This window comes from Pseudomonas sp. NPDC086581 (assembly GCF_044746165.1).
In the GTDB taxonomy this organism is placed as follows: Bacteria; Pseudomonadota; Gammaproteobacteria; order Pseudomonadales; family Pseudomonadaceae; genus Pseudomonas.
On sequence record NZ_JBIVBR010000001.1, the window covers coordinates 470,077 to 483,569 of the forward strand.

The following is a 13,493-nucleotide window of genomic DNA, read 5'->3' on the forward strand; positions in this document are numbered from 1 at the left end:
ATCAGCGCTTGCGCAGGATCACGCTGCCGATGGAGTAGCCGGCGCCGAAGGAACTCAGCACGCCGATGGAGCCGGCGGGCAGGTCGTCCTGGTACTTGTGCAGGGCAATGACCGAACCCGCCGAGCTGGTATTGGCGTAGGTGTCGAGGATTACCGGCGCTTCATGCGCCTCGGCGTCGCGGCCGAGAAGCTTGCGGGTGATCAGCAGGTTCATGTTCAGGTTGGCCTGGTGCAGCCAGAAGCGCTTCACGTCGCTGACCGGGATGTCGTTCTGCGCCAGGTGCTCGCCGATCAGCTCGGCCACCATTGGGCAGACGTCCTTGAACACCTTGCGGCCTTCCTGCACGAACAGCTTGTCACGGGTGCCGATGCCCTCTTCCGCGGCGCGGTTGAGGAAGCCGAAGTTGTTGCGGATGTTGTTGGAGAACTGGGTCAGCAGTTTGGTGCTGACCACCTCGAACTGGTGCTCGCTGGTGGCCTGGTCGGCACGCTCGATGACCACGGCGGTGGCCGCGTCACCGAAGATGAAGTGGCTGTCGCGGTCGCGGAAGTTCAGGTGGCCGGTGCAGATTTCCGGGTTGACCATGAGGATCGCGCGGGCCTGGCCCAGTTGCACGCTGTTCACCGCGGCCTGGATACCGAAGGTGGCCGAGGAGCAGGCGACGTTCATGTCGTAACCGAAGCCCTGGATGCCGAGGGCAGCCTGCACTTCGATGGCCACGGCCGGGTAGGCGCGCTGCAGGTTGGAACAGGCGACGATCACGCCGTCGATGTCTTCGGGAGTACGGCCGGCGCGCTGCAGGGCCTGCTTGGCGGCAGCAGCAGCCATCTCGCAGAGAATGCCCCAGTCTTCGTTGGAGCGTTCCGGAATGCGCGGCGTCATGCGCTGCGGATCGAGGATGCCTTCCTTGTTCACCACGAAGCGGCTCTTGATGCCGGAGGCTTTCTCGATGAAGGCGGAGCTGGATTCGGTCAGCGGTTCCATCTCGCCCTTGGCGATGGCTTCGGCGTGCTGCTCATTGTGAATGCGGACGTAGCTGTTGAAGGATTCCACCAGTTCATCGTTGGAGATGCTGAACGGCGGGGTATACAGGCCGGTTCCGCTGATCACGACTTTATGCACGGTCAATCCTCTTCAATTCTCAAAGCCGCCGGGCCGGGCGGCTGGGTTAGGCATCAAGGTGCCCGCACACTGGCCGGCACTGAATATTCTCGGGCCTTCACGCTCTGCGCGAAGGCTGTGGGATGGCACCCCCTGCAACCGGGCAGTTTGCCATCCCGCACGGCGAGCGGCACTTCGGGCCGCCCGGCGGTTCGCGGCAACACTGCAGGTGCAACCACTAACCGCCGATTATGCTGCAATTTTCGCCGAAAAGCCGCCGCGCGAGGGCGGCATTTGCGCAAGATCATGGACATAGATCACGCCACTCCTGCGTTGAAGCAACAGATTGAAATTTTCCACCGGCACCATAGGCACAGTGTTGGCGCGCCCAGGCGCGTCAGTCCTTATCCTTCAGTGCATTCCAGACTTTGCCAAGGAGACTTCAGGATGAGTGCCGCGAACCGCCCGGAAATGGACGAACAGACCCTGGAATTCGCCAATCAGGTGATCGATCTGGCCCGCCAGGGCGATACCCCGCGTCTGGCGGAACTGCTGCAGCAGGGCCTCCCGGCCAACCTGCGCAACCACAAGGGCGACAGCCTGCTGATGCTGGCCAGCTATTACGGCCACCACGACACCGTTGGCCTGCTGCTCGACCACGGCGCCGACCCGGACCTGCGCAACAACGCCGGGCAGACACCGCTGGCTGGCGCCGCCTTCAAGGGCGACCTGGAGATGGTTCGCCTGCTGCTCAGCCGTGGGGCGCAGGTGGAAGGCGCATCCCCAGACGGCAAGACCGCGCTGATGATGGCGGCGATGTTCAATCGTCCGGAAATCGTCCGTTGCCTGCTGGAACACGGCGCCAACCGCGAGGCCCGTGACGCTAGCGGCCTGACGGCGCTGGCCGCGGCGAAGATGATGGGCGCGGCCGATACCCTGGCATTGCTCGAAGCCGCCTGAGTCAGTCGATGCGCACGTGCTCGGCGAGGAAGTCGAGCACCGCGCGCACCCGTGCCGGCAGGTGTCCCGGCTTCCCCAGGTAGAGCGCATGCATCGGCTTGCGGTCGCCGGGATTGAAGCCTGCCAGCACCTCCACCAGCCGCCCGGCAGCGATATCCTCACGCACCTGGAATTCCGCCAGCCGTGCCAGCCCCAATCCGGCCAGCGCCAGGTGACGCACACTGTCGCCATCGCTGGCCTGCACGTTGCCGTTGGGTTCGGCCTGCTCCAGAGAGCCACCGAGGAACGGCCAGTCCGGCTCGATTCGTCGATAGCTGAAGCCCACGCCGTTGTACCGGACCAAATCGCTCGGCTGAAGCGGCGTACCATGCCGCGCCAGGTAGTCGGGCGAGGCGACGACCTTGTGTCCGGATTCCCCCAGCGAGCGCGCTACCAGTCGCGAGTCACGCAGTGGGCCGCTGCGTATGGCGACGTCAGCGCGCACCTCCAGCAGGTCCACCACTTCGTCGGTCAGTTGCAGGTCGAGGCTCACGCCTGGGTAGCGCTCGAAGAACAGCGGCAGCGCCGGGATGAGGAACTGCCGGCCCACCGGCAGGTTGCAACTGATGCGCACCCTGCCCTGCGGTTCGGCGCTGACCGAAGCCTCGCGCTCGGCTTCATCCAGATCGGCAAGGATGCGCAGGCTGCGCTCGTAGAACGCCGCACCTTCAGCCGTGAGCTGCTGACGTCGGGTAGAGCGGTTGAACAGCCGCGCACCGAGGCGATCCTCCAGGCGTGCCACCAGCTTGCTCACCGCCGAGGGCGTCATCCCGCACTGCTGCGCGGCGGCGGTGAAACCGCCGGTTTCCACCACGCGGATAAACACTTCCATTTCGCCGAAGCGGTTGACGTCGGGGCGAGCCATATTGAATTCAATTCACAGGTGATTTGCTTACAAGCAGTCTATATCAGCAATGCGCACGGGGATAAGGTGGCGGCCATTCTACGAATCATCCGGGAGAGCCCACGTGCCCATTGCCTTGTACGCCTTGACCGCCGGTGCCTTTGGCATCGGCGTTACCGAATTCGTGATCATGGGATTGCTGCTGGAGGTCGGCCATGATTTCGGCGTCTCCATCTCCGCCGCCGGCCTGCTGATTTCCGGCTACGCGCTGGGCGTAGTGCTCGGCGCGCCGCTGCTCACCGCCCTCACCGCGCGCTGGCCGCAACGCCGCACCCTGCTCGGGCTGATGGTGATCTTCACCCTCGGCAACCTCGCCTGTGCCCTGGCGCCGGATTACGCCACGCTGATGGCGGCGCGGGTGCTGACCTCCTTCGCCCATGGCACCTTCTTCGGCGTCGGTTCGGTGGTCGCCACCAGCCTGGTGCCGGCCGAACGCCGCGCCTCGGCCATCGCGCTGATGTTCACCGGCCTCACCGTCGCCACCATCCTCGGCGTGCCGCTGGGCACCTGGCTCGGTCAGCTCTATGGCTGGCGCGCGGCTTTCTGGGTGGTGACCGGCATTGGCCTGCTGGCCCTGGCGATCCTGGCGATCTACCTGCCGCGCCACAGCGCACCGCCGGCCGCCGGCAACCTGCGCGATGACTTCCGCGTGCTGAAGCGCCCGGCCGTGCTGCTCGGCCTGCTGACCACCGTGCTCGGCTTCGGCGGCGTGTTCACCGTGTTCAGCTATGTGTCGCCGCTGCTGACCCGCCTCGCCGGTTTCTCCGAAAGTGCGGTGTCGCCGGTGCTGCTGGTATTCGGCGGCGGGCTGGTGCTGGGCAACCTGCTGGGCGGCAAGCTCGCCGACCGCAAACTGGTGCCCGCCCTGCTCGGCAGCCTGGTCGCGCTGGCGGTGGTCATGGGCCTGATGAGCTTCGCGCTGGAGAACCGGGTTGCCGTGGTCATCTTCATCGCCCTGCTCGGCGCCGCCGGTTTCGCCACCGTGCCGCCGCTGCAGATGTGGGTGCTGGAGAAGGCCCACGGCGCAGTCCAGAGTGTCGCGGCCAGCTTCAACATAGCCGCCTTCAACCTGGGTAACGCCCTGGGTGCCTGGCTCGGCGGCATGACCATCGACCACGGCCCGGGCCTCGCCGCGCTGCCCTGGGTCGGCGCCACGCTGCCGGTGGCGGCCATCATCACGGCGCTGCTGTGCCTGCGCCAGGAGCGTGACCCGGCGATGCCGGCCGCGACCGTCCAGCAGGCCCGGTGAACGATCGGCGAAACCCTACTGTCGAGGAAAGGGGCGCGCAAAGTCGCGCCCTTTCTTTTATCCACCGACGGAGGACTCGCCCACCCATGCTGGTTTCGCTTCAGGCACTGCGGGCACTGGCCGCCTGGCTGGTGGTGTTCCATCACTTCATGCAAGTGTTCTTCGACTTCCGCGCCGACAGCCTCGGCGGCAAGCTCCTCTCCACCCGCGGCCAGGTCGGGGTGGACATCTTCTTCGTCCTCAGCGGCTTCGTGATCCACCTCTCCAGCGCCGGGCGGCCGATGTCGCCAGTGACCTTCCTGGTCCAGCGCCTGGCCCGTGTCGCCCCGGCCTACTGGCTGTACACGGCGATCACCGCCCTGATCATCTATGCCTTCGCCGACGTGATGCCGATCTACGGTGTCGGCGGCAAATCACTGCTGCTATCGCTGCTGTTCATCCCCAGCGAAAACCCCGGCGGCTTCGGCCTTTACCCGGTGCTGCCGGTGGGCTGGACGCTGAACTTCGAGATGCTTTTCTACGGCCTGTTCGCCGTCTCCTTCCTGGTCGCCGAACGCTGGCGCCCCTGGCTGGTGACCGCGCTGGTACTGCTGGTGGCGCAGGTGCTGGCGCGCGAACCCTGGCTCAGTAACTTCTACCGCAATCCGATCATCTTCGAGTTCCTTCTCGGCCTGAGCCTGGCGGCACTGTACCGACGCGGCTGGCTGAACTGGCCCCGGCCGCTGGCCCTGCTGATGGCCGTGGCGTCAGTGTCGACCATCGCGCTGTTCCCCGCCGACCATCCCTGGCGCCTGCTGACCTGGGGTCTGCCCGCCGCCGCACTGCTGGCCGCGTGCGTGGCTCTGGAGCCGCTGTTCGAGCGCAACCGGGTGCTGCACGCGCTGGGCGACTGGTCCTACTCGGTGTACCTGCTGCACGTCATCGTGCTCTGGCTGGCGGCCTACTGGCTACACGAACGATTAGGCCTGACGCCGTATCAGACACTGAGCCTCAGCGTCCCGGCGATCCTGCTGTTGTCCTGGCTGAGCTACGAATGGGTGGAACGCAAGATGGCCCGCCAACTGCGCGCCGCCTATGCGCGCATTGCCGAGCCGCTGGCGGCGAAACGGGCTCAGGCCGGGTCGCTGTAGACCAGGCGATTGCGCCCCTCGGCCTTGCCGCGATACAGGCGGCGGTCGGTGCAGCGGTAGAGTTCGTCGGCATCCAGACCGTCACCCGGCCACTCGGCGAGGCCGAAGGTGGCGGAAATCTGGATACGCTGACCGTGGTACATCAGCGGCGCCTCGTCGATGTCGCGGCGCAGGGATTCCACCAGCGGCTTGGCGTCGAAGCGATCGGTGAAGGGCAGCAGCAGGCCGAACTCCTCGCCGCCCAGCCGGCCGATCAGGTCGGTGGCGCGCAGGCGGTGGCGCAGGCGATTGCACAGGTGCTGCAGCGCCTTGTCGCCGGCATCGTGGCCCCACTGGTCGTTGATGTTCTTGAAGTGATCGACATCCAGCACCACCAGCACCAGCCGCGTCTCGTAGCGGGCCGCCTCCTGGATGCAACGCCTCAGCGCACGCTGGAAGCTCTCGCGGCTGGCCACGCCGGTCAGCGCATCGGTCAGCGCCAGGTGCCGCAGCTGCTTGTAGGCGGCAGCGCGGCGCTCTTCATAGACGTGCATGAAGGCAATCACCAGCACGCCACAGAAGATGCCATTGCCGATATCGATCAGCCCCGGCGCATCCAGGCGCAGGTGGTTGGCATGCAGGTACATCAGCGTGGCGATCAGCATGAACGGCACGGCGAGCAGGAAGCCACGCCACTTGCCCAGCAGCAGGTAGGCCATCACCGGCATCAGGTAGACCCAGACGAAGGCTGACGCCGAGGCGTTGGGCATGACGATGATGTAGAGGATGAAACAGAAAGTCGGCAGCAGGTAGGCGATGATCCACGGCACCAGCCGGCGCACACGCTGCAGCCGGTGCGCCGCCCACAGCAGCAGCCCGCAGGTGACCAGTTCGGCGCCAGCCAGCCAGAGATTGCCGGCGAGGTACTGCAGGATCGAGAACAACCCCAGGGTCGCTCCGGTGCAACCGAAGATCAGCCGCATCAGCAGGCGATGGTCTGCCTCTTCCAGCCCGGTAGGTCCGGCACTGGAGTCGAACAGATGGTCGGGATCGCTGTTGCGGTGCATCAGCCCTACTCCTTGGCTCGACCGCCCGGCGGATCGGCCTGAATGGCGGCAATCGGGCACTCCAGCCCGAACACATGTGCTGAAGACTACTCCAATTTCCTACGGTGCGTAGCCCAGCCGACGGAAACCGGCCGGATGGGCTAGCCTAGGCTGCATTGTCCATGGAGGAAGTTTATGCGTTCGATCCTTGCCGTCCTGTCCCTGCTCGCGCTTTCCGGCTGTGCTTCGTACCAGAGCGATGAAGTCCAACCCGTCCCCACCGACCGCCTGCTGGCCTACCAGCAACCGGGCAAGGACAGCGTCAAGGTCGATGTCACCCGCGACGTCGGCTACATCGGCGGCGGCTGCTACGTCGCCTTCACCATCGACCACGAGATCGCCGCGCGCATCGGCAAGGGCGAGTCGGCCAGCTTCCACGTACCGATCGGCAAGCACGTGGTCGGCATCATCGGCGACAAGGATGGCGAAGGCCTGTGCAGCAAGGCCATGCTGCGCCGCGAGCTGCTGGTGCCGCTGGAGCCGGGCGGCAACAACGCCTTCCGCATCGTCAGCGACAACCGCACCGGTTTCGACATCAAGCCGGCGGTCGAGTAACCGCAGGCACAGGTGCGCCTCAGCCGTTCAGGCGGGCAACGAGGCGCGCCTGCAGCTTCTCCAGCTCCCCCGCATCGGCCTTGTTCGCCGCGTGGATGCCCAGGCCCTCGCCAGCATAGCGCGGGACGATGTGCACATGAACGTGGAACACCGTCTGCCCGGCCGGCGCGCCATTGAACTGGGCGACCTGCACGCCATCGGGATTGAGTTCCTCGACGATCACGCCGGTCAGACGCTGCACCACGCGCATCACCTTGGCCAATGCATCGGGGTCGACCTCGAGGATATTGCGCGCCGGGGAATTCTTCGGAATCACCAGGGCATGGCCGTAGGACTGCGGGAACAGGTCGAGGAAGGCGAGCACGTCGTCGTCCTCGTACAGCTTGTAGCAAGGGGCTTCGCCACGAATGATCTGGGCGAAGATGTTCTGCGGATCGTAAGTGCCTTGCAGGCTCATGCTGGGTTCCTTGTCTGTTGACCGCGTCGCGGGCCGGTTGCTTGTCTGTGGGCCCGAACCATACCGGTTTGTCGCGCGCGGGTCATGACCGGCGGTGCGCGGAGGTCTATCCTGAGGACAGACTCAAGAACCTGCTCACCTGACCGGAGTATGCATGTCAGACCTTTCCGCGTTCCCCATCACCCGCAAATGGCCCGCCGAACACCCTGACCGCCTGCAGCTGTACTCGCTGCCCACGCCCAACGGCGTGAAGGTGTCGATCATGCTGGAAGAGCTCGGCCTGCCCTATGAGCCGCATCTGGTCAGCTTCGAGCGCAACGACCAGATGTCCCCGGAATTCCTCTCGCTGAACCCGAACAACAAGATTCCGGCGATCCTCGATCCCAACGGTCCCGACGGCAAGCCGCTGGCGCTGTTCGAGTCCGGCGCGATCCTGGTCTATCTCGCCGACAAGACCGACTCGCTGATCGCCCCCGGCGCCAGCGGCCGCTATGAAACCCTGCAATGGCTGATGTTCCAGATGGGCGGGATCGGCCCAATGTTCGGCCAGATCGGCTTCTTCAACAAATTCGCCGGCAAGGACTACGAGGACAAGCGCCCGCTGCAGCGCTACGTGGACGAGTCCAGGCGTCTGCTGGCCGTGCTCGACCGCCACCTCGAAGGCCGCGACTGGATCATGGGCGAGCGCTACACCATCGCCGACATCGCCACCTTCCCGTGGATTCGCAACCTGATCGGTTTCTACGAGGCGGGAGAGTTGGTGGGCTTTGAGAACTTCCACAATGTGAAGCGCGTGCTGGAGCGATTCCTTGCACGGCCGGCCGTGCAGCGCGGGCTGAACATTCCCAAGCGCGACTGAGGACTTATCCCTTGTAGGAGCCAAGGCCGCGCCCCGTAGGGCGCATAACGCGTCGGTGTTATCCGCCGCGCTGAGCCGGCGGATAACCTGTCCCAGGTTATTCGCCCTACGATTGGAGTCCCGCCGGACAACCGTGTCAGCCTGACACGCCTCGCTCGCGAGCAAGCTCGCTCCTACAGGAGCAAAACATCAGGCCTCGACCTGGCTCCACTGCTTCGACAGGCGCTTGTCCGACACCGGCAGTTTCGTCCCCAGTTGCTGGGCAAACAGCGAGACTCGGTACTCCTCCAGCATCCAGCGGTACATCACCAGTTCCGGATCACGCTTGCCTTCCTGGGCGTGCTTGGCCAGGCGCGCCGAATACTGCTCCCAGTAACCGGCCATCTCGCCGCTCCATACACGGTCGCGCTGGACCTGGCCGGCGACCTTGTCCAGACGCTGTTCGACTGCCTTCAGGTAGCGCGGGTATTCCTTCAGCCACTCCAGCGGCGTGTCGCGCACGAAGCCGGGGTAGACCAGCTTGGCCAACTGCCCCTTCACGTCGTTGAGCGGCACCGTCATGGCGAGGTCGACCTTGCCCTTGAAGCGCTTCTGCAGGCCGTGCCAGAGCTTGAGGATTTCCAGGGTCAGGCGGGCGATGCGCTCGGCATGTTCGGTCCAGGCGCCGCGCTTCTTCTCGGCCAGTGAGGCGAGCCCTGCGCCATCACGCGGCAGGTTGCTCTCGCCGTCGAGAATGGCGCTGTCCAGGCTGGCCAGCAGGATGTCTTCCACCAGCGACTCGACGCGGCCCAGCTCGCGGTAGAGCAGGCCCATGTCGGTCTGCCCCGGCAGCTTGCTGCGCAGGAACTTGGCCGGCTCCGCGAGCTGTTGCAGGAGCAGGCGCTGCAGGGCGCGGCGGTGCTGGTAGTCGGCCTCGGCCTGGGTCGGGAAGCGGTTTTCCTTCACCACGCCAGCCTCTTCCACCAGAGCCGGATAGACCGTCATCGACAGCCCGGCGACCTTCTGCTGGACCTTCTCCGCGACTTCGCCAAAGCCCTTGGCTTCCACCGGTTTCTGCGGCTTGTCCGCCTGCGGGATCGCCAGCGCGGCCTGGCTGGCCTCGGCGAAACGCGCGGTGAGTTCAACGAGGTCGCGGCCTTCGCCGAGGAACTTGCCACGGGCGTCGACCACTTCAATGTTCATCCGCAGGTGGCTTTCCACCTGGGTCTCGGCCTCCGCCCAGGCTTCTTCCGGTACGCGGCTGCCGGTCATACGCTGCAGTTCGCGGCCCAGGGACTCGGACAATCCGCCCTCGGCGAAGACCATCTTGCCCAGCGCGGCACGGACGAAGTCCGGCACCGGCACGAAATTCTTGCGGATCGCCTTCGGCAGGCTGCGCACCAGCTCGATGCACTTGGCCTCCAGCAGCCCCGGCACCAGCCATTCCAGGCGTTCGGCGGGCAGCTGCGGCAGCAGCGGCGCCGGTACGCGCACGGTCACGCCGTCACGCACGTGGCCGGGCTCGAAGTGGTAGGTGAGCGGCAGCTGCAGGTCGCCCAGGCGCAGGCGGTCCGGGTAGAGGCCGGCGGTGACTTCGCTGGCGTCGCGGGCGAGGACGTCTTCCTCGCGCATGATCAGCAGGTCCGGCTGCTGCCTGTACTCACGCTCGTACCACTTCTCGAAGCTGGCGGACTGGTAGATGTCTGCCGGCAGGCGCTCGTCGTAATAGGCGAACAGGGTTTCCTCGTCGGCGAGAATGTCGCGCCGGCGCGCCTTGGCTTCCAGCTCGTCGAGCTTCTCCAGCAGTTGGCGGTTGGCCGACAGGCACTTGGCGCGGCTGTTGATCTCGCCGCGTACCAGCGCCTCACGAATGAACATCTCGCGTGATACCGCGGGGTCGATCGGACCATAGTGAACGGCGCGGCGGCCGATGATGATCAGGCCGTAGAGGGTCACCTGCTCGTAGGCCACGACCTGACCACGGCGTTTTTCCCAATGCGGCTCCAGGTAGTTCTTCTTCACCAGGTGCGCGGCCAACGGCTCCAGCCAGTCCGGCTCGATCTTCGCGACCATGCGGGCAAACAGCTTGGTGGTCTCCACCAGCTCGGCGGCCATGATCCACTGCGGCTTCTTGCGGCCGATCACGCTGGAGGGGTGAATCCAGAAACGCCGCTGGCGCGCGCCGAGGTAGTCGCCCTCCTCCGCCTTCTGGCCGATCTGGCTGAGCAGGCCGGAGAGGATCGCCTTGTGCACGGCGGCGTAATCGATATCACGGGCCTTCGGCTCATCCGCCTTGGCGACCGGCTGGCGGCCACGGTTATCGTGCTGCCTGGGCTGTTCGCGAGCGGGCTCGCTCTTGCGCTGGGCACCGTCCGACTTGGCGCCGAAGGGCAGCTGCAGTTCACGGCAGATCAGCGTCAGCTGGCGGTGCGCATCGCGCCATTCGCGCAGACGCAGGTAATTCAGGAAGTTCTTCCGGCACCAGTTGCGCAGCGGGTTGGAGCCCAGCGCCTGGCGCTGCTCCTCGAAGCCGCGCCAGAGGTTGATCAGCGCGGCGAAGTCCGAGTCCGGGTCCTTCCACTGTGCGTGGGCCTGGTCGGCGGCCTGCTGGCGGTCCATCGGCCGCTCGCGCGGGTCCTGCACGGATAGCGCGCTGGCCACGGTGAGCACTTCGGGGAGGCTGCCCAGTTGCGCCGCTTCCAGCAGCATGCGCCCCAGCCGCGGGTCGACGGGCAGGCGCGCCAGTTGGCGGCCCAGCGGCGTCAGCTGGCCCTCGCGGTTCACCGCCGAGAGTTCCTGCAGCAGGGTGAAGCCGTCGTTGATCGCCTTGCCATCCGGCGGCTCGATGAAGGGGAAGGCCTCGATGTCGCCCAGGCGCAGATGGAGCATCTGCAGGATCACCGCCGCGAGGTTGGTGCGCAGGATTTCCGGATCGGTGAAGGCCGGGCGGCCGTTGAAGTCTTCTTCGCTGTACAGGCGCACGCAGATGCCCGGCTCGACCCGGCCGCAACGGCCCTTGCGCTGGTTGGCGCTGGCCTGCGAGACGGCTTCGATGGGCAGGCGCTGGACCTTGGCACGGTAGCTGTAGCGGCTGATCCGCGCGGTGCCGCTGTCGATCACGTAGCGGATGCCCGGCACGGTCAGCGAGGTTTCCGCGACGTTGGTGGCGAGCACGATCTTGCGCCCCGGCATGGGCGCGAAGATCTTCTGCTGCTCGGCCGGCGTCAGCCGTGCATAGAGCGGCAGCACCTCGGTGTGGCGCAGGTTGGCCTTGCGCAGCATCTCGGCGGCGTCGCGAATCTCGCGCTCGCCGGGGAGGAACACCAGCACGTCGCCGGGACGCTTGCCGACTTCACGCTCGTGGGCGGCGATCTCGTCCAGCGCGCGGAGGATGCCCTGGTCCACGGAGAGGTCGTCGAACAGCGCTTCGCCGTCCTCATCCACTTCCGCTGCCAGCGGGCGGTACCAGGTGTCCACCGGGTAGGTGCGCCCCGAGACCTCGACGATGGGCGCATCGCCAAAGTGTTTGGAGAAGCGCTCCAGGTCGATGGTCGCCGAAGTGATGATCAGCTTCAGGTCCGGCCGGCGGTGCAGCAGGGTTTTCAGGAAGCCGAGCAGGAAGTCGATGTTCAGGCTGCGTTCGTGGGCTTCGTCGACGATGATCGTGTCATAGCGCTCGAGGTAACGGTCATGCTGGGTCTCGGCCAGCAGGATGCCGTCGGTCATCAGCTTGATCAGCGTGCTGTCGTCGCTCTGGTCTTCGAAACGCACCTGGTAACCGACCAGCGAACCCAGCGGCGTGCCGATCTCCTCGGCAACGCGAGTGGCCACGCTGCGCGCGGCCAGCCGGCGCGGCTGGGTGTGGCCGATCAGGCCGTGGGTGCCGCGGCCCAGCTCCAGGCAGATCTTCGGCAGCTGGGTGGTCTTGCCCGAGCCGGTCTCGCCGGCGATCACCACCACCTGGCTCTTGTCCAGCGCGGCCTTGATCTCGTCGCGCTTGGCGGCGATGGGCAGGCTGTCGTCGTAGCGGATCTTCGGGATGCTCGCACGACGCGCCTCGGCCTTGGCGCAGGAGGCCTGGAAGCGCTCGGCCCACTGGGCGAGCTTGGCCTCGTCGGGGTGCTTGCGCAGTTCGTGGAGCTGCCGGCGCAGGCGATGGCGGTCGCGGATCATCGCGTGATCCATGCGCTGCAGGAGCTGTTCGGGGGTCGGCGTACTGTCTGTGGTCATCGGCTTCGCGGGCATCAGGCGGGAGCGGCGCGAGCAGGTGCGGAGCCGGTCCCTGGAATGGGCTGTCATGGCGACAATGGGTGAATTGTCGCAAAAGACCGGCACGGGCCGCCAATCCGATTGCTTGGCGACCCGGATTGACGGGGCATTGCGCCCCGCCGGATCAGATGCGGAACTGGCCTACCAGTTGGCGCAGGCGCTCGCCGAGGCCGTTCAGCTCGGTCGCGGTACGCGCGCCCTTGGCCGCGTCGTCCGCCACGCTGTCCACGCCGCCGGCGATCTGGTGCACGCTGCGGTTGATCTCCTCGGCCACCGCGGTCTGCTCTTCGGCGGCGCTGGCGATCTGCGCGTTCATCGAGTTGATGGTGCCGATCAGCTGGGCGATGGCGTCCAGCGACTGGCCGGCCTGGTTGGCCTGGCCGCGGGTGCGCTCGGCCATTTCGCTGGCGCGCTGCATGGCACTCACCGAGCCTTCGGTGGTGCCGCGCAGGCGGTCGATCATCTGCTGGATTTCCCCGGTGCTCTGCTGGGTGCGGCTGGCCAGGGCGCGGACTTCGTCGGCGACCACGGCGAAACCACGTCCGGCCTCGCCGGCGCGGGCGGCTTCGATGGCGGCGTTGAGCGCCAGCAGGTTGGTCTGCTCGGCAATGGAGCGGATCACTTCCAGCACGCCGACGATGCCCTGAACATCCTGCCGCAGAGTGTCGAGGGAGTCGCTGCTGCTGCGCACCTCGCCCGCCAGGTCGTTGATCTGCGCGACGCACAGGTCCACTTCTCGCTTGGCCGCCTGGCCTTCACGGTCGGTCTGCTGGGCGGCATCGGCGGCCTGTTGCGCGCTGCGCGCCACTTCCTGGGCGGCGGCGGTCATCTCGTTGATGGCGGTGGCGACCTGGTCGGTTTCGTGGCGCTGGCCGTCCATCGCGCGTTCGGAGCGCTGCGCCTGC

At 66.3% G+C, this 13,493-nt stretch carries 11 protein-coding genes; 5 read left to right on the plus strand and 6 right to left on the minus strand.

All coding sequences use genetic code 11. The features are described from left to right. Position 1 precedes the first annotated feature (1 nt). Positions 2-1,123 carry a beta-ketoacyl-ACP synthase III gene (locus tag ACIPK7_RS02315; RefSeq protein ID WP_401084927.1) on the minus strand — a complete coding sequence of 374 codons (1,122 nt, stop codon included), beginning with the start codon at positions 1,121-1,123 and terminating at the stop codon, positions 2-4. A gap of 426 nt (positions 1,124-1,549) precedes the next feature. Between ACIPK7_RS02315 and ACIPK7_RS02320 the strand changes: the two genes are divergently transcribed. After that, on the plus strand, positions 1,550-2,062 hold the full coding sequence (locus ACIPK7_RS02320) for an ankyrin repeat domain-containing protein (protein WP_401084930.1): 513 nt from the start codon (positions 1,550-1,552) through the stop codon (positions 2,060-2,062). A gap of 1 nt (position 2,063) precedes the next feature. On the opposite strand, the gene ACIPK7_RS02325 is transcribed toward ACIPK7_RS02320, so the two are convergent. Then, positions 2,064-2,966 (minus strand): LysR family transcriptional regulator, encoded by a 903-nt coding sequence (locus ACIPK7_RS02325; RefSeq protein WP_192430635.1) that lies wholly within the window; start codon positions 2,964-2,966, stop codon positions 2,064-2,066. Positions 2,967-3,069: 103 nt separating this feature from the next. Here ACIPK7_RS02325 and ACIPK7_RS02330 point away from each other — a divergent pair, with 103 nt between their 5' ends. Continuing rightward, entirely contained in the window at positions 3,070-4,254 is a 1,185-nt protein-coding gene (locus ACIPK7_RS02330; RefSeq protein WP_401084934.1) for an MFS transporter, read from the plus strand. Between the two features lie 86 nt (positions 4,255-4,340). Continuing rightward, positions 4,341-5,384: an acyltransferase family protein gene (locus ACIPK7_RS02335; RefSeq protein WP_401084937.1), complete on the plus strand. Its 1,044-nt coding sequence runs from the start codon at positions 4,341-4,343 to the stop codon at positions 5,382-5,384. Here ACIPK7_RS02335 and ACIPK7_RS02340 read toward each other — a convergent pair. Continuing rightward, positions 5,366-6,430, minus strand: a complete 1,065-nt coding sequence (locus tag ACIPK7_RS02340; protein WP_401084940.1) for a GGDEF domain-containing protein — start codon at positions 6,428-6,430, stop codon at positions 5,366-5,368. The two genes, ACIPK7_RS02335 and ACIPK7_RS02340, sit on opposite strands and share 19 nt — an antisense overlap. A 174-nt stretch (positions 6,431-6,604) precedes the next feature. Between ACIPK7_RS02340 and ACIPK7_RS02345 the strand changes: the two genes are divergently transcribed. Beyond that, the gene (locus tag ACIPK7_RS02345) at positions 6,605-7,024 is read left to right on the plus strand and encodes a 3-isopropylmalate dehydratase (RefSeq protein WP_192430639.1); all 420 of its coding nucleotides are present in this window, start codon (positions 6,605-6,607) and stop codon (positions 7,022-7,024) included. 19 nt (positions 7,025-7,043) lie between these two features. Here ACIPK7_RS02345 and ACIPK7_RS02350 read toward each other — a convergent pair whose 3' ends face one another. Further along, a complete protein-coding gene (locus tag ACIPK7_RS02350; protein ID WP_401084943.1) occupies positions 7,044-7,481 on the minus strand; it encodes an HIT family protein in 438 nt (145 codons plus the stop codon). 154 nt (positions 7,482-7,635) lie between these two features. Between ACIPK7_RS02350 and ACIPK7_RS02355 the strand changes: the two genes are divergently transcribed. Further along, on the plus strand, positions 7,636-8,340 hold the full coding sequence (locus ACIPK7_RS02355; protein ID WP_401084946.1) for a glutathione binding-like protein: 705 nt from the start codon (positions 7,636-7,638) through the stop codon (positions 8,338-8,340). Between the two features lie 189 nt (positions 8,341-8,529). On the opposite strand, the gene hrpA is transcribed toward ACIPK7_RS02355, so the two are convergent. Both hrpA and ACIPK7_RS02365 read right to left on the minus strand, forming a co-directional pair. Then, the gene (gene hrpA / locus ACIPK7_RS02360; RefSeq protein WP_401084949.1) at positions 8,530-12,549 is read right to left on the minus strand and encodes an ATP-dependent RNA helicase HrpA; all 4,020 of its coding nucleotides are present in this window, start codon (positions 12,547-12,549) and stop codon (positions 8,530-8,532) included. A 163-nt stretch (positions 12,550-12,712) separates the two neighbouring features. Continuing rightward, complete coding sequence (locus ACIPK7_RS02365) at positions 12,713-13,468, minus strand: methyl-accepting chemotaxis protein (RefSeq protein ID WP_401085580.1); 756 nt, start codon at positions 13,466-13,468, stop codon at positions 12,713-12,715. Positions 13,469-13,493: the final 25 nt, after the last annotated feature.